Below are 21,949 nucleotides of genomic sequence, written 5' to 3' on the forward strand. Positions count from 1 at the left end.
GGTATCCTGTGGAGAGGGAGCTTGCTCCCGTTGGGCTGCGCAGCAGCCCCCAAAATGCTGGGGAGCGCTTCGCACTCCAGCGGGAGTAAGCTCCCTCGCCACAATACGGGTGCCAAACTGTTGGTGATGGTGCTGTGTGGCGTGTTGCTCAGCGCCTGCGCCATCGGCCCTGACTACAAGCGTCCTGACGTCATCGAACCGGCCCAATTCAAGGAAGCCCAGGGCTGGCGCCAGGCTACCCCAAGTGACTCCCTGGCCCGTGGCGCCTGGTGGGAATTGTACGGCGACCGCCAGCTCAATGACCTGGTGCTGCGCCTGAACACCTCCAACCAGACCGTGGCCCAGGCCGAGGCCCGTTTCCGCCAGGCCCAGGCCCTGGTGCGCAGCTCCCGCGGGGCGTTTTACCCCAGCGTCGACCTGAGCGTCGGGAAAACCCGTGCCAGCCAGGGCACCGGCAGCAGCAGCGCCAGCCTCAGCAGTTCAAGCAGCGGCATCCGTGACACCCTCAACGCGCAATTGGGCGTGAGCTGGGAGGCGGACATCTGGGGCAAGCTGCGCCGTGGTCTGGAAGCCAACGAGGCCAGCGCCGAAGCCAGCTCGGCAGACCTGGCGGCGATGCGCCTGAGCCAGCAGTCGGAACTGGTGCAAAGCTACCTGCAACTGCGCGTCATGGATGAACAGACACGTTTGCTGCAAGCCACCCTCGAGACCTACCAACGCTCCCTGCAAATGACCGAAAACCAATACCGCGCCGGTGTGTCCGGCAAGGATGCGGTGGCCCAGGCGCAAACCCAACTGAAGACCACCCAGGCCAGCCTGATCGACCTGATCTGGCAGCGTGCCCAACTGGAAAACGCGATTGCCGTGCTGATCGGCGAGGCGCCGGCCAACTTCAACCTGGCGGTGAGCAAAGACATCCCGGCGCTGCCGCAGATTCCAGTGAGCCTGCCCTCGCAACTGCTGGAGCGCCGCCCGGACATCGCCTCGGCCGAACGCTCAGTGATCGCCGCCAACGCCAATATCGGCGTAGCCAAGGCCGCCTACTATCCGGACCTGAGCCTGAGCCTGGCCGGTGGTTACTCCAGCAGCACCTACGCCGACTGGATCAGCCTGCCGAACCGCTTCTGGTCGGTAGGGCCGAAGTTGGCCATGACCCTGTTCGACGGTGGCCAGCGCTCGGCGGAAGTCGACCGTACCGTGGCCTCCTATGACGAGACCGTGGCCAAATACCGCCAGACCGTACTGGATGGTTTCCGCGAAGTGGAAAACTACATGGTGCAACTCAAGGTGCTGGAAGACGAGGCGGTGGTCAGCAACGAAGCGCTGGAGGCCGCACGCGAGTCGCTGCGCCTGACCCAGAACCAGTACAAGGCCGGCCTGATTGCCTACCTGGACGTGGTCACCGTACAAGCCACCGCCCTGAGCAACGAACGCACGGTGCTGACCTTGCTGCAGACACGCCTGGTGGCGAGCGTGCAACTGATCGCGGCATTGGGCGGTGGTTGGGACGGGCAGACGCGTCAGTAGCGCAAGGTGTCATAGCTGGATCGATGTCCACCTGTCAGAACTGACAGTATAGATTGGGTTCCTAGTCATGTAGCGTCTGGAATGACGCCGCTTTTTATAGGCGGTTCATATCCAGCTCGGCAGGACGAGGTGCTCAAATGCGTCGGGTCATAGGTCTGATCTCTGCCCACGATTGGTGGCGTAAAGCTGGGCAAGCGGCTGTCCTCGTACTGGCGATGTCTGGCGTCTCCTCCACCGCGTGGGGTGTTGAAGGGCTATGGACCCAGGTCCACTGGAACCCAGCCAGCCGCGCCCTACAGGTCTCAGCCAGTGCCACACGCATGTGGGCTACCGACGTCAATGACTATATTTATGAGTTCAGCGGCTCCAGTTGGTTGCTCAAACCTGGTCGGGCCAGGCAGGTTTCAGTCAGCGCCAGCGGCGATGTCTGGGCACTGAATGCGGCCGGGAACATTTATCGTTGGGTGTCTAATAACTGGCAGCAAATCGAGGGTCAGGCGGTGCAGATATCTGCCGCACCTGACGGCGCGTTATTCGCGGTAGATGCGGGGGGCAATCCCAAGCGCTGGGCACCCGCTAACCAGCAGTGGGTCGCACTCCCAGGAAAACTAATCAAAATTGCCGCAGCGCCCCGTGGAGAGGCGTGGGGTTATAACGCCTCGAATCTGCTGTATAGGTGGGTCAATAACGGTTGGCAGCCGGTTCCAAAGCCCCTCGGTGTTACCGCCCCGTCCGACTTATCAGTGGGCAGTGATGGCACTGTTGTTTTATTGAGCTCGAACGCAGGCATCTGGAATTGGCTGGATACGGAGTCCAGCTGGAAGTCCATTGCGGGGGCAGGCACCAGCGTTTCGGTTGCGGACATAAACAATATCGTCGTGCTCAACAACAGCAACGGGACACTCTGGCAACTGGCTCACCGTTCATCCATTGACATGCTCGTTGTGCATGCGCATCCAGATGACGAAGGTATCTTTGGCGGAGGTGTTCTGCCTTTTTACACTCAGGTCCAGCAAAAGCGTGTTTCGGAGCTGATAATGGTCACCCGAGGCACGACTGGCCATGCTCCCTTAATGGCTGAGTCACTTAACCGAATGCAGGAGTTGCGTAATGCTGTCGACGTCTACGCAGGCAGGGCCAACCGCAGGTTGGGGGTATATGCGCCGAGTCTTTATCGCTCCGGAAATGTACTGCTGATTGATGGCGGCTTTGTCGACACAGGCTGCTGCAGTCCCGACCCTGCACAATCCTGGGGGAAAGAGGGCCGTGGTTGGGGATCCTCCAACGTGGTAACACAAGTAACTCCTGGATTTGGCAACACTCACAGGATAGCTTCGGGGCGCGAGGCAGCAGCCTGGGTCGTTGCACGAACTATTCGACGTTATCGTCCTCTGGTGGTTGTCAGCGTGCATAATTTTACCGGCGACTACGGTCATTCCAATCACACTGCGACGGCAATTGGAGTGGTTGAAGGGGAAAGAATGGCGGCGGACGCGTCGAAAAATATTGACGGACTGGCGCCATGGACTGTCAGAAAGCTTTACATCCGAGGTTCGCCGCTTACTAACTATTACGTGGGCGGTAACCCAGAATGGGGCCGGATTACCTGGGGGGGCTTTAAACCTGGCAGTGCCGTTAATGGTTTTTTTCATCAGGCATCCGAGGCTGCGCAAATAAATAGCCAGACGCCACGCCAAGTCGCTAATTTGGGGTTGGCCCAACATTTATCCCAGGGCGATGTGAGGGCTACGACGGTATTTGTCGCCACCCCATTCGAGCCTAATTACTCCGAATGGTGGACGCTCTACCGATCGAGTGTCGGGGCCGATGCGCTCAGTTCTTTCCGGGTTCCCGGAGATCGTACGGCGACCCATTACCAAGGGTGGGGGCGCTTGAGTTTTTTTGACAACGTACTTGTTAAGAAACATCGGGCCCTCAAATCTGCTGAAGTGCCCGATGTTTCCAGCCAGTAGATTGGCGTCAAAAAGCCACTAATGGCCCTCTGATAATTAATCAAGTACGCAAGAATTATTCTCGCTACAATCGCCCGCTTTGCCACTTGGCACGGGCGTCTCAGGCCCGTTGCGCACGAGAAGTCCCATGCTCATCGGTAGTTATTCACCCTCACTGGTCGTGATTTCGCTGTTCGTCGCGATCCTGGCTTCCTACACCGCGCTCGACCTTTCCGGCCGGATCGCCACCGCCAAGGGACGCGGTGTCTATTTATGGATAACCGGCGGCGCCATGGCGATGGGCGTGGGCGTGTGGTCGATGCACTTCATCGGCATGCTGGCGTTGCGTTTGCCGTTTGCCCTGGGGTTCGACGTAGGCATCACTGCGTTGTCGTTGTTGATTGCGGTGTTGTCCAGCGGCTTTGCCTTGTGGCTGGTCAGCCAGCCGCGCTTACCGGCCTGGCAGCTGGCATTGGGCGCGCTGATCATGGGCACCGGCATTGCCAGCATGCATTACACCGGCATGGCCGCGATGCGGATGACGCCGGGTATCGACTACGACCCCGCCTTATTCGGCGCTTCGCTGCTGATCGCGGTCGCGGCGTCCGGCGCTGCGCTGTGGATCGCCTATAACCTGCGGCGCAATACCCCGTACGTACGCCTCGCGCGCGGTGGGGCGGCGGTGGTGATGGGTTTTGCCATCGTCGGCATGCATTACACCGGCATGGCGGCGGCACGGTTTGCCGATGAGAGTTTCTGCGGTGCTGCGCTGAACGGCCTGAGCGGCAAGGGCTTGGATAATCTGGTGCTGGTGACGACCCTGGCGGTGCTGGCCATCGCTTTGCTGACGTCGTTGCTCGATGCGCGTCTGGAAGCCCGCACTGCGGTGCTTGCCGACTCCCTGACCCAAGCCAACCAAGAGCTGACCCACCTGGCCCTGCACGACATGCTCACCGGTCTGCCCAACCGCACTTTGCTCGCTGACCGTATTCAGCAAGCCATGCAGGCGGTGAAGGAGCAGGGTGGCTGCTTCGCACTGATGTTTATTGACCTGGATGGCTTTAAGCCGGTCAACGATGCCTTCGGCCATCATATGGGTGACCAGTTGCTGAGCGAAGTTGGGTTGCGCCTGCGCGAAGACCTGCGCAGCCAGGACACCCTGGCACGCATCGGCGGCGATGAGTTTGTGTTGCTGGTGCAACTGACCCAGCCGGACGATGCCCTCGGCCTCGCCGAACGCCAGGTGGTGCTGATCAACCGCGCCTTCCGGGTGGCCGAGCATGAGTTGAAGATCTCCGCCAGTGTCGGCATCGCCATGTTCCCCGGCAATGGCAATAGCCCCCAGGAGCTGTTGATGAACGCCGACGCCGCGATGTACCACGCCAAGGGCATGGGCAAGAACGGCTACAGCTTCTTTGATGCGTCGATGAACACCAATGCGCGCAAACAATTGCAGTTGTTGCAGGACTTGCGCAACGCGGTGGAACAGCAGCAGTTCCGCCTGTACTACCAGCCCAAGTTCGATGCGCTCAGCGGTATCCCGGTGGGTGCCGAAGCGCTGCTGCGCTGGGAGCATCCGCAGCAGGGCCTGCTGCTGCCGGCGACGTTTATCGAAATGGCGGAAAAGACCGGGCTGATCATTCCCATCGGCGAATGGGTGCTTAACGAAGCCTGTCGTCAAATGAGCCTGTGGTATGCAGAAGGTTACGAACACTGGCGCATCGCCGTGAACCTGTCCGCGTTGCAGTTCTGCCACGTAGGGCTGGTCAAAAGCGTGGCGGCGGCCCTGGAACGTCACCAGTTGCCGGCCAACAGCCTGACCCTGGAAATCACCGAAACCACGGCCATGAGCGATGCCGATGCGAGCATGACTGTGTTGCAGCAGTTGTCGGACATGGGTGTCGATTTGTCCATCGATGACTTTGGCACCGGCTACTCCAGCCTGATGTACCTCAAGCGCCTGCCGGCCAACGAGCTGAAGATCGACCGCGGTTTTGTGCGCGACCTGGAGCACGACAGCGACGACGCCGCCATCGTTTCGGCCATCGTTGCCCTTGGCCAGGCCTTGGGGTTGCGGATTGTTGCCGAAGGCGTGGAAACCGATGTGCAGCAGAGTTTCCTGACGCGGCTGGGGTGCAACTCCCTGCAAGGTTACCTGTTGGGCCACCCGCTGCCGGCTGACGTTTTCATGGCCGATATCGTGCGCGCCGAAAACGCCGTAGCGCCTGACAAAAGCCGTGCGTGACGGGTATTCTTGGATCCGACCCTAAACACCAGGTTGAATCAGGAGACCGCACGCATGGACAAAGTCCTCATCATTACCGGGGGCAGTCGTGGGATTGGCGCCGAGACGGCATTGCTGGCCGCTCACCAGGGCTATCGCATCTGCATCAACTACCAGTCCGACGAAGAAGCGGCTCACCGCGTGCTTGAGCAAGTGCGTGCGTTGGGCGCCCAGGCCATTGCGGTGCGGGCGGATGTGAGCATCGAGGATGAAGTGATCGCGCTGTTCAATCGCGTCGACAGCGAACTGGGCCGGGTCACCGCGCTGGTCAACAACGCCGGCACGGTGGGGCACAAATCCCGCGTTGATGAGATGTCCGAGTTTCGCATCCTGAAAGTCATGAAGACCAACGTGCTCGGGCCGATCCTGTGCGCCAAGCACGCGGTGCTGCGCATGTCGCCCAAGCATGGCGGGCAGGGTGGCAGCATCGTCAACGTGTCGTCGGTGGCCTCGCGCCTGGGTTCGCCGGGCGAGTATGTCGACTATGCGGCGTCAAAAGGCGCGCTCGATACCTTCACCCTGGGGTTGTCGAAAGAAGTCGCCGGCGAGGGCATTCGCGTCAACGCGGTGCGCCCCGGCTATATCTACACCGACTTCCATGCCCTGAGCGGCGACCCGGACCGCGTCAGCAAGCTTGAGTCCGGCATTCCCATGGCCCGAGGCGGGCGCCCGGATGAAGTGGCGGAAGCGATTATCTGGTTACTGTCGGATAAGGCCTCGTATGCCACCGGCACGTTTTTGGACCTGGGGGGCGGTCGTTGACCGACTGACGCTATCGCGGGCAAGCCCGTCTCCCACGTGGAATGCGTACCCTGTGGGAGCCGGGCTTGCCCGCGATGGCGCCAGTGCAGGCGACCCTTGGCTCAGAACGACCGCACAATCCGCCCCAATGTTTCCATGGCCTTTTCCGACGCCTCGGTCCACGGGCTGCCATAGTTCAGGCGAATGCAGTTGCGAAAGCGCTGGGTCGCCGAGAAGATCGGCCCCGGCGCAATGCTGATGCCTTGCGCCAGCGCCATCTGGAACAACTTCAATGAATCCGTCTGCTCCGGCAGCTCCAGCCACAGGAAGTACCCGCCGGCCGGCTGGCTGACGCGGGTCTGCGCCGGGAAGTAGCGCGCGATGGCGGCCAGCATGGCGCTTTGCTGTTCTTCCAGGGCATAGCGCAATTTGCGCAGGTGCCGGTCATAGCCACCGTGCTGCAGATAATCGGCAATCGCCGCCTGGGCCGGCATTGACGGGCACAACGAGGTCATCAATTTCAGCCGTTCGACCTTCTGCGCAAAGCGCCCGGCCGCGACCCAGCCCACCCGGTAACCGGGTGCGAGGCTTTTGGCGAACGAGCCGCAATGCATCACCAGGCCTTCGGTGTCGAAGGCCTTGGCCGGTTTTGGCGCCTGTTGCCCGTAATACAGCTCGGCATACACGTCGTCTTCGATCAGCGGCACTTGATGGCCCCGCAGCAGCTCCACCAATGCCTGTTTCTTGGCTTCCGGCAGGGTCGCGCCCATGGGGTTCTGGAAGCTGGTCATGGTCCAGCAGGCCTTAATCGGATAGCGCTCCAGCGTCTGTGCCAGGGCATTGAGGTCGATGCCATCGCGCGGGTGCACGGGAATTTCCACCGCCTTGAGTTTCAAGCGTTCCAGTACTTGCAGGCAGGCATAGAACGCCGGGGCTTCGATGGCCACCAGATCACCGGGTTCAGTGACGGCTTGCAGGCACAGGTTCAAGGCCTCCAGCGCGCCATTGGTGATCAGCAGTTCCTCCATGGGCAGCATCAGGCCCCCGACCATGTACCGCAGGGCGATTTGCCTACGCAGTTGCGGGTTGCCCGGCGACATGTCGGTGACCACCAGGCGCGGGTCCATCTCACGGCTGGCGCTGGCCAAGGAACGGGCCAGGCGCGGCAACGGGAATAGCATCGGGCTGGGGAACGCCGAACCGAAAGGCACGGTGTTCGGGTCTTTGATCGAGTCGAGCACCGAGAACACCAGCTCGCTGACATCCACCTCGGTGGACTCATGCACCTGTTCGCTCACCTCCGGCTCGGAAAACGGGCTGGGCGCATGGGTGTTGACGAAGTAGCCGGAGCGCGGCCGCGCGCGGATCAGGCCACGGCGCTCCAGCAGGTAGTAGGCCTGGAACACCGTGGACGGGCTGATGCCGTAAGTCTGGCTGGCATAGCGCACCGAAGGCACCCGCTGGCCGGGGCCAAGCACGCCGGTGCGGATCAGTTCAGCGATGTCGTCGGCGAATTTTTCGTAGCGTTTCATGGGGGCCTAATCACTTTCTTAAATTGTACGCAGGGCTAAATGGGGGAGCTGGCTCGCCTGACAGACCTCAGCGGTTCAGCGGCGCCACGAAGCGACTCTCGGCAGCACTGTAGATCCCGGGCTCATCCACATCCGAGACCTTGAAGCGCAAGGTCTGCGAACTGCTCGCCGGTTTATCCGCCAACAACGCCACCGACACCGGCACATCGCTGATTTCCCCCGCTGCCAGGCTGATTTCCGTCTTGCCTTGCAACTGGAAGCCATCGGCGTCCACCAACGCCAGGCGGTAATCCTGGCGCTGCTGGGTCTTGTTGATCACCTTGAGGCTGTAGATGTTTTCGATCTGGCCCTGAGCGTTCTCGCGGAACAGGCCACGGTCCTTGGTCACGTCCAGCGACACCATCGGCCGTTCCACCAGCGCCACCACCAACGCCGCGATCATCACCAGCAGTACGGCACTGTAGCCGATCAGGCGTGGCCTTAGCAGGTGGGTCTTGCCGCCTTGCAATTGATGTTCGCTGGTGTAGCTCACCAGGCCACGCGGGTAGCCCATTTTGTCCATGATCGAATCGCAGGCGTCGATGCACGCCGCGCAGCCGATGCACTCCATTTGCAGGCCGTCGCGGATGTCGATACCGGTGGGGCACACCTGCACGCACAGTTGGCAGTCGATGCAATCGCCGAGGCCGACATCGGCGGGTTTGACTTCACGCTTGCGCGGGCCACGGTGTTCGCCGCGCGCCACGTCGTAAGAAATGGTCAAGGTGTCTTTGTCGAACATGACGCTCTGGAACCGCGCATACGGGCACATGTGCATGCACACCGCTTCACGCAGCCAGCCGGCGTTGAGGTAGGTGGCACCGGTGAAAAACAGCACCCAGAACAGGCTGACGCCGCCCATTTGCCAGCTCAGCAGTTCGGCGGCCAGGGGGCGGATCGGCGTGAAATAGCCGACAAACGTCAGCCCTGTCAGCACGCTGATACCCAGCCACAACGTGTGTTTGGCCGAGCGCCGCGCCAGTTTGTTCAGGCTCCAAGGTGCGGCGTGCAGCTTGATACGCTGGTTGCGCTCGCCCTCGGTGACTTTTTCGCACCACATGAACAGCCAGGTAAACGCGCTTTGCGGGCAGGTGTAGCCGCACCACACACGGCCGGCAAACACTGTGATCGCAAACAGGCCGAACGCGCAGATGATCAGCAGCGCCGAGAGCAGGATGAAGTCCTGGGGCCAGAACGTCGCGCCAAAGATGTGGAATTTGCTCTCAGCCAAGTCCCATAGCACCGCTTGCCGGCCGCCCCAGTTCAGCCACACGGTGCCGAAAAACGCCAGGAACAGAACGCCTGCACCGGCCACGCGCAAGGTGCGGAACAGGCCGGTGAAACTGCGGGTATGAATCAGGTTGTCGCTGGATTTGGCCTTCACCTTCTTTGGGTGCAAGGGCTCAAAGGTGTCCACGGTGGGGATTCTATCGCTCATGGTCGTTCGCTCATCAGCCTCCATCAGGCGGACGAACTATGCGCGTGGGGCTGTGTGCATAACAGACTCAGGTAGAGCGATAAAAAGCGGATCAGATGACAGGGGCGCAAGGGCCTGCGTCAATGTGCTGCACCCCATGGCGCCTGGGGTGCAGCAGTGTCTGGGGGGAACTGATACAGATCAATTAAATCAGCGAACCAGGTTCGTCGGCCTTTACATGCTGGCGCCCATCGTGCGCCCCGGCGACCGTCAAGGCGTCGGCCTCGGCTTCGGTGATGTAGATGCGCTCGGCGGCCAATTCGACGTAGGACATGGATTTTTCAGTGTCGGTCACGATATTGACTCGGGTCGCCGGCACGCTCTGTTCCTGGCCATTGTCATCGAGCATGAAGTAGCACAGCTGGTTTTCGATACGTAGGGGCATGCCGTTCTCCTTATTCGTGGGCTATGTAAGGTTAGGGGCCGCCGATGTGCAGGGGTTCCAGGCAACTGACTGGCGGTCGCTGCTGTCCATCCTTTACCAACAATGACAAAGGACGGCATCCATGGACGCCTGGTGGCATGAAGTGTGGCAAACCCTGCAGGCCGAATTCGCCGATATCGGCGACGCGAAGCAGCTCACCCAGATCACGGTGCGCCTGCTGATTGCCGCGATCCTGGGCGGCATCCTGGGGTTTGAACGCGAGAGCAAGGGCAAGGCCGCCGGGGTGCGCACGCATATGCTGGTGGCCTTGGGGGCGGCACTGTTCGTGATGGTGCCGCAGATGTCCGGTAATCAGGCGGATGCCATGAGCCGGGTGGTGCAGGGCGTGATTGCCGGGATTGGCTTCCTGGGCGCCGGTACCATCATCAAGGGCAAGGATGATGAGGAGGGCCATGTCAAAGGCCTGACCACCGCAGCCGGTTTGTGGATGACCGCTGCGATTGGGGTCTCGGCCGGGTTGGGCCGGGAATCGACAGCGGTACTGAGTACGTTGCTGGCGTTGGCGGTGTTCAGCGTGATGCCAAAAATCGTCAAGCGCTTTGAGAAGGACTGACGATCACCGGTGGCATGGTCGTCGGCGGTTCTTCAACCGGCGGCGGCTCATTCTCCGGCGGTTCCTTTTCCGGAATCGGTGCGGGCTCGGTGGGCGGCAGGGTGGGGTTGTCGATATTCGGGTCGGGTGTTTCAGCCGGGATCGGGATATTCATCGGTGTGGCCTCCTTTGTGCTTTGCTCTATCGGTGGACAGTGGGCCGGGCGAATTGATTCCCCGCTCAATGGCGACACATCCACCTGAACTTTTATCGACGGCACAGGTTCGGACCTATTACGGCCGTGCTCAGGGAGAGCTCGGCCGCCTGAAGAATTCGGATCAAGCAAAGAGCGTCCACAGGGCGTAAGGGGAAGATGCTCGATGACTGCTGAAACACAGGTTCCAGGCACGTCCATATTGCCGCTGTCCCAGGCGCTGTTGCTGCCCAGGATCGCCATCGAAAGCACCACTCCCGTGATTGACGGCGGCGAATTCGCCGTCAAGGCCGTGGTCGGCCAACGGGTCAACGTCACCAGCAAAGTGTTTGCCGACGGCCATGACAAGCTCGCCGTGCTGATCCGCTGGCGCCCGCTGCAGGATGAAAGCTGGCACAGCGTCGTGATGACCGATGTGGGCAACAATGGCTGGGAAGGCGCGTTTACCGTCACCCAGCAGGGCCCTCATGAATATTGCATTGAAGCCTGGATCGATACCTTCGCCAGCTTCTGCTACGAGTTGCGCAAGAAACACGAGGCCGGCGTACCGGTCAGCCTGGAATTGCAGGAAGGTCGCAGCCTGGTGCTGCAAGCCGCCGAACGCAGTGACAACGAGCTGCGCGATCGCCTTATGCTGCTGCATCATGAACTCTCCGGCCTGCTGGAAACCGAGCAGGTTGCGCAGTTCCTGCACGAAGACAGTGCACATTTGATGACGCAGGCCGATCACCGTGCCTACCTGAGCATCAGCACCGTTTACCCGATTGACGTTGAGCGTGAGGCTGCGCTGTTTGCCAGCTGGTACGAGCTGTTTCCACGTTCGATCACCGACGATCCTGCGCGCCACGGCACGTTTAATGACGTGCACTCGCGGTTGTCGATGATCCATGACATGGGCTTCGACGTTCTCTACTTCCCGCCGATCCACCCGATCGGGCGCAGCCACCGTAAAGGCCCGAACAATTCACTGACCGCCGGCCCCGATGATCCGGGCAGCCCCTACGCAATTGGCAGCGAGGACGGCGGCCACGAGGCCATCCACCCGCAGCTGGGCAGCCGCGATGACTTCCGCCGCCTGGTGCAGGCCGCCGCCGACCACGGCCTGGAAATCGCCCTGGACTTCGCCATCCAGTGCTCCCAGGACCATCCGTGGCTCAAGGAGCATCCGGGCTGGTTCAACTGGCGCCCCGACGGCACGATCAAATACGCGGAAAACCCGCCGAAAAAGTACCAGGACATCGTCAACGTCGACTTTTATGCGGCGGACGCCATCCCGGGCCTGTGGACCGAGCTGCGCGACGTCGTGGTGGGTTGGGTGGAAGAGGGCGTGAAGACCTTTCGCGTCGATAACCCTCACACCAAGCCCCTGCCGTTCTGGCAATGGCTGATCAGCGATGTGCGGTCCAAATACCCCGACGTGATCTTCCTCGCCGAGGCGTTCACCACGCCGGCGATGATGGCGCGCCTGGGCAAGGTCGGTTACTCCCAGAGCTACACCTATTTCACCTGGCGCAATACCAAGGCCGAGTTGAGCGAATACCTGACCCAACTGAACGAGTCGCCGTGGCGCGAATGCTACCGGCCGAACTTCTTCGTCAACACGCCGGACATCAACCCGCCGTTCTTGCATGAATCCGGGCGCCCGGGCTTTTTGATCCGTGCCGCGTTGGCCACCATGGGCTCGGGCCTGTGGGGCATGTATTCGGGGTTCGAACTGTGCGAAGCGGCGCCGGTACCGGGCAAAGAGGAATACCTGAACTCGGAGAAGTACGAGATCCGTCCACGGGACTTCACCGCCCCCGGCAATATCATCGCCGAAATCGCTCAGCTCAACCGCATCCGCCGGCAAAACCCGGCGTTGCAGACGCACCTGGGGCTGAAGCTCTACAACGCCTGGAATGACAACATCCTGTATTTCGGCAAGCGCAGCGAGGATGGCAGCAACTTCATTCTGGTGGCGGTGAACCTTGATCCCTATAACGCCCAAGAGGCCAACTTCGAGCTGCCACTCTGGGAGCTGGGCCTGCCGGACGATGCCGAGACTCAGGGTGAAGACTTGATGAATGGCCATCGCTGGACCTGGTATGGCAAGCACCAGTGGACGCGTTTGGAGCCGCAGATGCCGTTTGGGATCTGGCGTATCACCACCCCTTAATCCCAGCGCGGTTCACGTATTCCAGGAGCTTCCAATGGCGAAGAAACCCAACGCTGCCACTTTTATCAAAGACCCGCTCTGGTACAAAGATGCGGTGATCTACCAAGTCCACGTCAAATCGTATTTCGATTCCAATAACGACGGTATCGGTGATTTTCCAGGCCTGATCGCCAAGCTCGACTACATCGCCGACCTGGGTGTGAACACCATCTGGTTGCTGCCGTTCTACCCCTCGCCACGCCGTGACGATGGCTACGACATCGCCGAGTACCGTGGCGTGCACAGCGACTACGGCACCATGGCCGATGCCAAGCGTTTTATTGCCGAGGCGCACAAGCGCGGGCTGCGGGTCATTACCGAGCTGGTGATCAATCACACCTCCGACCAGCATCCCTGGTTCCAGCGTGCGCGCAAGGCCAAGCCCGGCTCGGCGGCGCGGGACTTCTACGTGTGGTCGGATGACGACCAGAAATACGACGGCACCCGCATCATCTTCCTCGACACCGAGAAGTCCAACTGGACCTGGGACCCGGTTGCGGGCCAGTATTTCTGGCACCGCTTTTATTCCCACCAGCCCGATCTCAACTTCGATAACCCGCAGGTCATGAAAGCGGTGTTGTCGGTGATGCGCTACTGGCTGGACATGGGCATCGACGGCCTGCGCCTGGACGCCATCCCATACCTGATCGAACGCGATGGCACCAATAACGAAAACCTGCCTGAGACCCACGATGTGCTCAAGCAGATCCGCGCCGAGATCGACGCTCATTACCCGGACCGCATGCTGCTGGCCGAGGCCAATCAATGGCCGGAAGACACCCAGCTGTATTTCGGTGACAAAAAGGGCGACGACGGCGACGAATGCCACATGGCCTTCCATTTTCCGCTGATGCCGCGCATGTACATGGCGTTGGCGCAAGAAGACCGCTTCCCGATCACCGACATTCTGCGCCAGACCCCGGAGATTCCCGCCAATTGCCAGTGGGCGATCTTCCTGCGCAACCACGATGAACTGACCCTGGAAATGGTCACCGACAAAGAACGCGACTATTTGTGGAACTACTACGCCGCCGACCGTCGCGCGCGTATCAACCTCGGCATCCGCCGGCGCCTGGCGCCGTTGATGGAACGTGACCGCCGTCGTGTCGAACTGCTCAACAGCCTGCTGCTGTCGATGCCCGGTACACCGACCCTGTATTACGGCGATGAAATCGGCATGGGCGATAACATCTACCTGGGTGACCGCGATGGCGTGCGTACGCCGATGCAGTGGTCCATCGACCGCAACGGCGGTTTCTCCCGCGCCGACCCGGCCAGCCTGGTGCTGCCGCCGATCATGGACCCGCAATACGGCTACCAGTCGGTGAACGTCGAGACCCAGGCCCAGGACCCGCATTCGTTGCTGAACTGGACCCGGCGCATGCTGGCGGTGCGTAAGCAGTCCAAGGCGTTTGGCCGTGGCAGCCTGAAAATGCTCTCGCCGAGTAACCGGCGCATCCTCGCCTATACCCGCGAGTTCACCGGTGAAGACGGGCGCAACGAGATCATCCTCTGCGTGGCCAACGTGTCGCGCAGCGCCCAGGCGGCCGAACTGGACCTGTCGGCGTTTGCTGGCATGGTGCCGGTGGAGATGCTGGGCGGGAATGCCTTCCCACCCATCGGCCAACTCAATTTCCTGCTGACCCTGGCGCCTTACGGCTTCTATTGGTTTGTGTTGGCGCCGGAAAACCAGATGCCCAGCTGGCATGTGGAACCGGCCCAGAGCATGCCGGACTTCACCACGTTGGTATTGAAAAAACGCATGGAAGAACTGCTGGAAGAACCCTGCCGCGCCTCGCTGGAGCAAACAGCACTGCCGGCCTGGCTGCCCAAACGCCGCTGGTTCGCGGGCAAGGACACGGCGATCGACAGCGTGCGCATCGCCTATGGTGTGCGCTTTGGCGACCCGCAGCACCCGGTATTGCTCAGCGAGCTTGAGGTCAGTGCGGGTGGCCAAATCAGCCGCTATCAGCTGCCGTTCGGTTTCCTCGGTGAAGACCAGTTCACCAGCGCCTTGCCTCAGCAATTAGCCTTGGCCCGTGTACGCCGGGTGCGCCAGGTGGGCTTGGTGACCGATGCCTTCAGCCTCGAGCACTTTATCCGCGCCGTGATCAAGGGGCTGCAGGCGGGCACCGTGCTGGACTCAAGCGAAGGCGAGCTGCGCTTCACCGCTACGCCTCATCTGGCCAAGCTGCAACTGACGGATGAGTCCGAGGTGCGCTATTTGTCGGCCGAGCAGTCCAACAGTTCGGTAGTGGTGGGCGAGAGCCTGGTGCTCAAGCTGATCCGCAAAGTCGCCTCCGGCGTGCACCCTGAGTTGGAGATGAGTGCTTACCTGACCGAAGCCGGCTACCCGAACATCTCGCCGTTGTTGGGCTCGATGATTCGCCACGACGCCGAGGGCCAGGACAACCTGCTGATGATTGCCCAAGGCTACCTGAGTAACCAGGGCGACGCCTGGGGCTGGACTCAGAACAACCTGGAACGGGCGATTCGCGACGAGCTGGCCGAAGCCATCTCCGAGCAGGAACAGCACTACAACGCCCTAGGCGAGCTGGCGGATTTTGCCGGGTTGCTCGGCCAGCGCCTGGGCGAAATGCACGGGGTGCTCGGCGCGAAAACCACTAACAAGGACTTCAAGCCTGAAGTCACCACCGCCAAGGACACCCAGGCCTGGGCCAAGGATGTCGGCGCGCAGCTGGACCGTGCGTTGCACTTGCTCAACCTTCATCAAAACCAGTTGAACCCGGCGGATCAAGCGCTGGTCACTGAGTTGCTGGCGCAGAAAAAAGCCATCACCCGCCATGTGCAGGCGCTGGCGAAAGCCACCCTGGGTGGGTTGCGTATTCGGGTGCATGGTGACTTGCACCTGGGCCAGGTGCTGGTGGTGAAGGGCGATGCCTACCTGATCGACTTTGAAGGTGAGCCGGCGCGACCGCTGCACGAACGACGCGGTAAGCACAGCCCGTATAAAGATGTGAGCGGCGTGTTGCGCTCCTTCGATTACGCGGCGGCCATGGCTCTGAATGTACAAGGGGTGGATCACTCGCCCGAAGCGGACCAGGCGCGCAAACGCGTGACGGACCGTTACCTGAAAGAAGCACGCCAGGCCTTTATCCAGGCGTATCAGTCTGCTGCGTCTACACTGGCGCATGACTGGCAGGATGCCAAAGGCCAGGACGCAGCGCTGACGTTGTTCAGCCTGGAGAAGGCCGCGTATGAAGTGGCTTACGAAGCGGAAAACCGCCCGACTTGGTTGCCGGTGCCCCTGCAAGGGTTGCACGGACTGTTGAGCGGGCTTGCACCTATATCGAACACTGCACGCGGTGGGGAGACGTCATGAGCTTTACAAATAAAGAACCGCTGCAAGCGAAGTTGACTGCATTGCCGGCGTCCAAGGACGTCGAAGCGCTGGTACGCGCCGAGCATCACGACCCGTTTTCGATTCTCGGGCCGCACGATGATGAGCACGGTGGCCAGTTTATCCGCGCTTTCCTGCCGGAGGCCTTAAGTGTCCACGTGCTGGCACGCGACAGCGGTGAACAGCTCGGCAGCCTGGACGCGAGCCAGGTGCCGGGGTTGTTCGTCGGCCAGTTCAAGACCCGCGAACCCTATTTGTTGAAAATCCAGTGGGCCGGCGGTGAGCAGATCACTGAAGACCCTTACAGCTTCCAGCAACTGTTGCTGGGGGAAATGGACCTGTACCTGTTCGGCGAAGGCAACCATCGTGACCTCAGCAGTTGCCTGGGTGCCCAGGTGACCAGCGTCGATGGCGTGCAGGGTGTGCGCTTTGCCGTGTGGGCGCCGAATGCGCGGCGGGTGTCGGTGGTGGGCGACTTCAATATCTGGGACGGCCGCCGTCACCCGATGCGCCTGCGTCATCCGTCCGGCGTGTGGGAGATCTTTATCCCACGCCTGCAACCGGGCGCGGCCTACAAGTACGAAATTCTTGGCGCCAATGGGATCCTGCCGCTCAAGGCCGACCCCATGGCATTGGCCACCCAGTTGCCGCCGGACACCGCCTCGAAGGTGGCCGAACCGTTGCAAGTGGACTGGCAGGACCACGCCTGGATGCAGTCGCGGGTCGACAAGCAAAAGCCCACGGCGCCGCTGTCGATCTACGAGCTGCATGTGGGCTCCTGGCAATGCGAGTTGGATGAAGCGGGCGAAGTGGCCCGCCAGTACAACTGGCGTGAGCTGGCTGAGCGCTTGGTTCCCTATGTGCAGCAACTGGGCTTCACCCACGTCGAGCTGATGCCGATCATGGAGCACCCGTTTGGCGGCTCTTGGGGCTACCAGGCACTGTCGCAATTCGCCCCGACGGCGCGGTTCGGCTCGCCGGAAGATTTCGCCTATTTCGTCGATGCCCTGCACCAGGCCGACATCGGTGTGATCCTCGACTGGGTGCCGGCGCATTTTCCCACCGATACCCACGGCCTCGCGCAATTCGACGGCACCGCGTTGTACGAATACGCCAACCCGCTGGAAGGCTTTCACCAGGATTGGGACACGCTGATCTACAACCTGGGCCGCACCGAAGTGCACGGCTACATGCTCGCTTCGGCGTTGCATTGGCTCAAGCACTTCCATATCGACGGGCTGCGTGTGGATGCCGTCGCGTCGATGCTCTACCGCGACTACTCGCGCAAGGCCGGCGAATGGGTGCCGAACCGTCATGGCGGTCGCGAGAACCTCGAAGCGATTGATTTCCTGCGCCACTTGAACGACGTGGTGGCCCTGGAAGCGCCCGGCGCATTGGTGATCGCGGAGGAATCCACGGCCTGGCCGGGTGTTAGCCAGCCGACCCAACAGGGCGGCCTGGGCTTCAACTACAAGTGGAACATGGGCTGGATGCACGATTCCCTGCACTACATCCAGCAAGACCCGGTGTACCGCGCCCATCACCACAACGAATTGAGCTTCGGCCTGGTGTATGCGTGGTCCGAGCGCTTTATCCTGCCGATTTCCCACGATGAAGTGGTGCACGGCAAGCACTCGCTGATCGACAAGATGCCCGGCGACCGCTGGCAGAAATTTGCCAACCTGCGCGCTTACCTAGCGTTCATGTGGATGCACCCCGGTAAGAAACTGCTGTTCATGGGCTGCGAATTCGGCCAGTGGCGCGAGTGGAACCACGACCAGCAACTGGACTGGTACCTGTTGCAGTACGCCGAACACAAAGGCGTGCAAAAGCTGGTTGGCGACTTGAACCGGCTGTACCGCGAAGAACCGGCCTTGCACGAGCAGGACGACGCGCCGCAGGGCTTCCAATGGCTGATCGGCGACGACGCAATCAACAGCGTCTATGCCTGGCTGCGCTGGAGCAAGGACGGTAAGCCGGTGCTGGTGGTCGCCAACTTCACCCCGGTGCCGCGTGAGGGTTACAAGGTCGGCGTGCCCTTTGCCGGGCGTTGGAGCGAAGTGATCAACAGTGACGCCGACATGTACGCAGGTTCCAATTACGGTAACGGCGGCGAGGTGTTTACCCAAGATGAACCGAACCATGGGCAAGCGGTGTCACTGTCGTTGAATCTGCCACCATTGGGGGTACTGATTCTGCGGCCGGAACCGCTTTAAAGGCTCTATCTTGCTGGATTCTGTTGTCCACGCTGGTGGCAGGGTGCCACAATGGCGCCTTTGTCGTGGCAGTCGAATCAGGCGGATTTCATGAATGGCCTTGGGCGTGGGCAGGACCAGGATTGCTTTATAGAGGAGCAGGTGCGGACTGACCGTTTGCACCAGCTGTTCCGGCAATCCTTTGCCGCGATATTCGGCAGTTACCTGGCCGCTCTCATGCTCTGCTGGCTGTGCTGGGATCGGTTTGACCATCAGGTCATCCTGGTCTGGCTGGGCGCGTTGGCGGTGTCCTCGCTGTTGCGCGTGAAGATGTTCATGGAGTGGTTTCGCTGCCCCAACGCCGAGCGCACGCCCGAGCGTTGGGAACGCCGTTACTGGCTGACGCTGATGCTGTCTGCCGGGATCTGGGGCGCTGGCGCCCTGGCGGTGATGCCCACCGATGACCGGCTGTCCCAGGCACTGGTGATGTTGTTCACCGTGGGCATGTCCGTCAGCGCCGTGTCCTGTTATTCGGCTTACCGCTACATGACCCTGGCCTCCCTGGCCCTGGTGTTGCTGCCGTGTACGCTGTGGCTGTTGTTCCAGCCGTCTTCCATGCAAGTCGGCGTGGCCATCGCGGTGCTGGTGTTTTCCACCTTTGTGGTCAGCGCCACGCGCAAACTCTCGGATGCCTTGGAAAAGGCCTTCCGCCTGACCCGGCAAATGGAACGTGCCCACACTATTTCCACCCGCGCGGCCCAGACCGATGAACTCACCGGCCTGATGAATCGCCGTGCGTTTTTCGAACATGCCCAGGTGCTGTACGAGCAATGCCGCCACAACCGGCAACCGCTGTGCGCGCTGATGATGGACATGGATCACTTCAAGCAAATCAACGACACCTACGGCCACCAGGCCGGTGATCAGGTGCTGCGCCAGATTGGTGGGGTGATCAGTGCGTCGTTCCGTCAGGCCGATGTGTACGGACGCTTGGGCGGCGAGGAGTTTGCGGTACTGCTGCCCAATACGTCGTTGGACACCGCGCGCACTATCGCCGAGCAGTTGGTCAAGGCGATCTCGGGCCTCGCTTCCGAGCCGGTGCATGGGTTGAGCGCCAGCCTGGGCGTTGCATCTACCCACACCCAGGACCAGGACCTGCACGGGCTGATGAACACCGCCGACAAAGCGCTGTACCGCGCCAAGGCCCAAGGCCGCAATCAGGTGGCAGTGGCGGAGTAGGGCTCAAAGCATCGCTTTGGCCAGGGCCCGCGCAACCTGATCGGCGGAGTAGGGCTTGGCGAGGAATTCGAACCCTTCGTAGCCGCTGTCGGCCAGCTCTTCGCTGTAGCCGGAGGTGAGCACCACCGGCAAGTCCGGGCGCCGTTGGCGCAGCACTTTGGCCATGGCCACGCCGGTCATGCCCGGCATCACCACGTCCGAAAAGATCCCGTCGAACGCCAGGGCATCCGCGCCGGCCAGCGTGAGTGCCTGCTCGGCATCGGTGGCCCAAGTGGTCTGGTAACCGAGGTCCTGAAGGATCTGGTTGGCAAAGCGGCCGACTTCGAGGTTGTCTTCCACGATCAGGATATGGCACTGCGCCGTATCATGGGTGGGCGACTGGCTTTCCGGCGTCGGGTCGGGCTGCGCCATCTGCTGCGCCACTTCGGGCAGGTACAGGGTGAACACGGTGCCTTCGCCAGGGCGGCTTGCGACGTCGACGTTACCCCCGGACTGCTTGGCAAACCCGAAAACCTGGGACAGCCCCAGCCCGGTGCCTTTGCCTACAGCCTTGGTGGTGAAGAAAGGCTCGAAAATGCGCTCGAAGGTATCAGAGGAAATACCTGTGCCGGTATCCGCCAGGGAAATGCTCACAAAGGGCTGGCGTGCCTCTTCATCGCCACGGATACGCGGCATCGAGTCCACATTCGCCACGCGTAAAGTCAGGGTGCCTTGCCCGTCCATCGCGTCGCGGGCATTCAGGGCGATGTTGATCAGTGCGGTCTCGAATTGGCTCGCGTCGACGCGCACGTGGCAAGGGCGCTCTGGCAACTGCACCTGCACATGGATGCGCGCACCGGTAACGCTTTCGAGCATCTCGCCGATGTTCTTGACCCGTTGGCCCGCATCGAAGACTTCCGGGTTGAGCGGTTGGCGCCGGGCGAAGGCGAGCAATTGGCTGGTGAGCTTGCTGGCGCGCTCCACCGTGTCGGACACCGCGCCCATGTAGCGCTGGCGCCGTTCCTCGGAGAGTCCGGGCTGACGCAGGAAGTCCACCGACGAACGAATGATGGTCAACAGGTTGTTGAAGTCATGGGCGACGCCGCCGGTCAATTGGCCGATGGCTTCGAGTTTCTGCGATTGGCGCAGCGCGGCTTCGGCCTGGGTGAGGGCGTTGGTGCGCTCTTGCACCCGCTGTTCCAAGGTGGCGTTGAGCTCGGTAAAGGCTGCCAGGCCTTCGCGCACAGCGACGTCGGCGCGCACCCGCTCGATATGGGCCCACGAGCGCTCGGTGACCTCGCCGACCAGTGCCAGGTCGTAGGGCGACCAGGCGCGGGCCGTTTTGTGGTGCACGGCCATCAGTGCGGTCAGGCGACCGTCCTTGATCAGCGGGAAGCACACGGTGGCGAGCGCGCCCAAGGCCTGATAGCTGGCGGCGATTTCGGGAGCGAATTCGAATCGGTTGTCCTGGACCACCAGCGGCTCGCCCGCGCGCAGGCGCTGCACCGCCAATGCGCCGAATGACGCCAGGCTGTAGTGGCCCAGGATGCTCGGCGAGCCAGGCGCCGCCCAGTTGCCGCGAATGGTGAAGCCGTCTTCATCGGCATCCATGTCGGCATACGCACAGTTGGACACCTGCAGGTGCTCGGCCAGCAGGCGCGTGGTGGTGGACATGATGCTTTCGGCGTCGGTGGCATTCGCCACGGCGCTGCCGACGGCATCCAACACCGCCAGGCGACGGTTCAGGAAGACGGTGGTGGTGGTTTCGGTGACGGTATCCAGCATCCCCACCACCTGGCCCTGAGGGTCGCGAATGGGGCTGTAGCAAAAAGTGAAATACGCCTGCTCCGGCCCGTCGCCACGCTCGATCATCAGCGGGAAGTTTTCAATAAAGGTCGCATGCCCGTTGAACGCCGCGTCGGCGATTGGGCGCACCTGCTCCCAGACTTCGCGCCAGGTTTCGCTGAACGGGCGCCCCAGGGCGTCAGGTTTGTTGCCCAGGATTGGAATAAACGCATCGTTGTAAAGGGTGATCAGGCTCGGCCCCCAGATGATGGCCTGGGGGAAGCTCGACGCAAAGCACAGCGCCGCGGTGGTCTTGAGCACATCCGGCCACTCTTCCAGCGGTCCCAGCGGCGTACTCGCCCAATCATGCAGGCGGACCCGCTCAGCCATGTCGCTGCTACTTTGCAGCCAATTCATCATCGCAAGAACACCTTGTTTGCCACAGTCTGTCGA

General features: G+C 61.5%; 14 protein-coding genes. 9 read left to right on the top strand and 5 right to left on the bottom strand.

Features of this window, described 5'->3' with window-relative positions:
• Positions 1-126: 126 nt before the first annotated feature.
• From BM403_RS24420 to BM403_RS24435, 4 genes are all read left to right on the top strand, one after another.
• Positions 127-1,527 (top strand): efflux transporter outer membrane subunit, encoded by a 1,401-nt coding sequence (locus BM403_RS24420; protein ID WP_256577205.1) that lies wholly within the window; start codon positions 127-129, stop codon positions 1,525-1,527.
• Between the two features lie 215 nt (positions 1,528-1,742).
• Positions 1,743-3,500, top strand: a complete 1,758-nt coding sequence (locus tag BM403_RS24425) for a tectonin domain-containing protein (protein WP_256577206.1) — start codon at positions 1,743-1,745, stop codon at positions 3,498-3,500.
• A 127-nt stretch (positions 3,501-3,627) separates the two neighbouring features.
• The gene (locus BM403_RS24430) at positions 3,628-5,724 is read left to right on the top strand and encodes a putative bifunctional diguanylate cyclase/phosphodiesterase (protein WP_093545410.1); all 2,097 of its coding nucleotides are present in this window, start codon (positions 3,628-3,630) and stop codon (positions 5,722-5,724) included.
• Between the two features lie 54 nt (positions 5,725-5,778).
• On the top strand, positions 5,779-6,525 hold the full coding sequence (locus tag BM403_RS24435) for an SDR family oxidoreductase (protein WP_046033806.1): 747 nt from the start codon (positions 5,779-5,781) through the stop codon (positions 6,523-6,525).
• A 101-nt stretch (positions 6,526-6,626) separates the two neighbouring features.
• Here BM403_RS24435 and mapR read toward each other — a convergent pair whose 3' ends face one another.
• The 3 genes from mapR to BM403_RS24450 form a co-directional block, all read right to left on the bottom strand.
• Complete coding sequence (gene mapR, locus BM403_RS24440) at positions 6,627-8,036, bottom strand: GntR family transcriptional regulator MpaR (protein ID WP_012723942.1); 1,410 nt, start codon at positions 8,034-8,036, stop codon at positions 6,627-6,629.
• Between the two features lie 67 nt (positions 8,037-8,103).
• A complete protein-coding gene (ccoG, locus tag BM403_RS24445) occupies positions 8,104-9,513 on the bottom strand; it encodes a cytochrome c oxidase accessory protein CcoG (protein ID WP_093545412.1) in 1,410 nt (469 codons plus the stop codon).
• Positions 9,514-9,697: 184 nt separating this feature from the next.
• Positions 9,698-9,937 carry a DUF3203 family protein gene (locus tag BM403_RS24450; protein ID WP_012723944.1) on the bottom strand — a complete coding sequence of 80 codons (240 nt, stop codon included), beginning with the start codon at positions 9,935-9,937 and terminating at the stop codon, positions 9,698-9,700.
• 121 nt (positions 9,938-10,058) lie between these two features.
• Between BM403_RS24450 and BM403_RS24455 the strand changes: the two genes are divergently transcribed.
• Entirely contained in the window at positions 10,059-10,550 is a 492-nt protein-coding gene (locus BM403_RS24455) for an MgtC/SapB family protein (RefSeq protein WP_012723945.1), read from the top strand.
• On the opposite strand, the gene BM403_RS31935 is transcribed toward BM403_RS24455, so the two are convergent.
• Entirely contained in the window at positions 10,528-10,704 is a 177-nt protein-coding gene (locus tag BM403_RS31935; RefSeq protein WP_163825743.1) for a hypothetical protein, read from the bottom strand. The genes BM403_RS24455 and BM403_RS31935 overlap by 23 nt on opposite strands.
• Positions 10,705-10,909: 205 nt before the next feature.
• On the opposite strand from BM403_RS31935, the gene BM403_RS24460 reads away from it, so the two are divergent.
• Genes BM403_RS24460 through BM403_RS24475 form a run of 4 tightly spaced genes read left to right on the top strand, consistent with a single transcriptional unit; the run spans position 10,910 to position 19,732 of the window.
• Positions 10,910-12,898 carry an alpha-1,4-glucan--maltose-1-phosphate maltosyltransferase gene (locus tag BM403_RS24460; RefSeq protein ID WP_093545414.1) on the top strand — a complete coding sequence of 663 codons (1,989 nt, stop codon included), beginning with the start codon at positions 10,910-10,912 and terminating at the stop codon, positions 12,896-12,898.
• Between the two features lie 34 nt (positions 12,899-12,932).
• Positions 12,933-16,280 (top strand): maltose alpha-D-glucosyltransferase, encoded by a 3,348-nt coding sequence (gene treS, locus BM403_RS24465; protein WP_093545417.1) that lies wholly within the window; start codon positions 12,933-12,935, stop codon positions 16,278-16,280.
• Entirely contained in the window at positions 16,277-18,514 is a 2,238-nt protein-coding gene (gene glgB / locus BM403_RS24470) for a 1,4-alpha-glucan branching protein GlgB (RefSeq protein WP_093545420.1), read from the top strand. The genes treS and glgB overlap by 4 nt, the downstream gene beginning before the upstream one ends.
• Positions 18,515-18,565: 51 nt before the next feature.
• Positions 18,566-19,732: a GGDEF domain-containing protein gene (locus BM403_RS24475; RefSeq protein ID WP_012723950.1), complete on the top strand. Its 1,167-nt coding sequence runs from the start codon at positions 18,566-18,568 to the stop codon at positions 19,730-19,732.
• Positions 19,733-19,735: 3 nt separating this feature from the next.
• Here the strand turns inward: BM403_RS24475 and BM403_RS24480 are convergent, their stop codons facing one another.
• Positions 19,736-21,916 (bottom strand): GAF domain-containing hybrid sensor histidine kinase/response regulator, encoded by a 2,181-nt coding sequence (locus BM403_RS24480; RefSeq protein WP_093545423.1) that lies wholly within the window; start codon positions 21,914-21,916, stop codon positions 19,736-19,738.
• Positions 21,917-21,949: the final 33 nt, after the last annotated feature.

Origin of the sequence: Pseudomonas sp. OV546 (assembly GCF_900116845.1) — a bacterium.
Lineage (GTDB): Bacteria > Pseudomonadota > Gammaproteobacteria > Pseudomonadales > Pseudomonadaceae > Aquipseudomonas > Aquipseudomonas petroselini.

What these genes read in the sequence shown, in the direction of transcription:
- BM403_RS24480 (WP_093545423.1), bottom strand. Translation starts at nt 21,916, where the DNA reads ATGATGAATTGGCTGCAAAGTAGCAGCGACATGGCTGAGCGGGTCCGC.
- BM403_RS31935 (WP_163825743.1), bottom strand. Translation starts at nt 10,704, where the DNA reads ATGAATATCCCGATCCCGGCTGAAACACCCGACCCGAATATCGACAAC.
- BM403_RS24425 (WP_256577206.1), top strand. Translation starts at nt 1,743, where the DNA reads ATGTCTGGCGTCTCCTCCACCGCGTGGGGTGTTGAAGGGCTATGGACC.
- ccoG (WP_093545412.1), bottom strand. Translation starts at nt 9,513, where the DNA reads ATGAGCGATAGAATCCCCACCGTGGACACCTTTGAGCCCTTGCACCCA.
- BM403_RS24450 (WP_012723944.1), bottom strand. Translation starts at nt 9,937, where the DNA reads ATGCCCCTACGTATCGAAAACCAGCTGTGCTACTTCATGCTCGATGAC.
- BM403_RS24435 (WP_046033806.1), top strand. Translation starts at nt 5,779, where the DNA reads ATGGACAAAGTCCTCATCATTACCGGGGGCAGTCGTGGGATTGGCGCC.
- BM403_RS24430 (WP_093545410.1), top strand. Translation starts at nt 3,628, where the DNA reads ATGCTCATCGGTAGTTATTCACCCTCACTGGTCGTGATTTCGCTGTTC.
- BM403_RS24420 (WP_256577205.1), top strand. Translation starts at nt 127, where the DNA reads ATGGTGCTGTGTGGCGTGTTGCTCAGCGCCTGCGCCATCGGCCCTGAC.
- glgB (WP_093545420.1), top strand. Translation starts at nt 16,277, where the DNA reads ATGAGCTTTACAAATAAAGAACCGCTGCAAGCGAAGTTGACTGCATTG.
- BM403_RS24455 (WP_012723945.1), top strand. Translation starts at nt 10,059, where the DNA reads ATGGACGCCTGGTGGCATGAAGTGTGGCAAACCCTGCAGGCCGAATTC.
- treS (WP_093545417.1), top strand. Translation starts at nt 12,933, where the DNA reads ATGGCGAAGAAACCCAACGCTGCCACTTTTATCAAAGACCCGCTCTGG.
- BM403_RS24460 (WP_093545414.1), top strand. Translation starts at nt 10,910, where the DNA reads ATGACTGCTGAAACACAGGTTCCAGGCACGTCCATATTGCCGCTGTCC.
- BM403_RS24475 (WP_012723950.1), top strand. Translation starts at nt 18,566, where the DNA reads ATGGCGCCTTTGTCGTGGCAGTCGAATCAGGCGGATTTCATGAATGGC.
- mapR (WP_012723942.1), bottom strand. Translation starts at nt 8,036, where the DNA reads ATGAAACGCTACGAAAAATTCGCCGACGACATCGCTGAACTGATCCGC.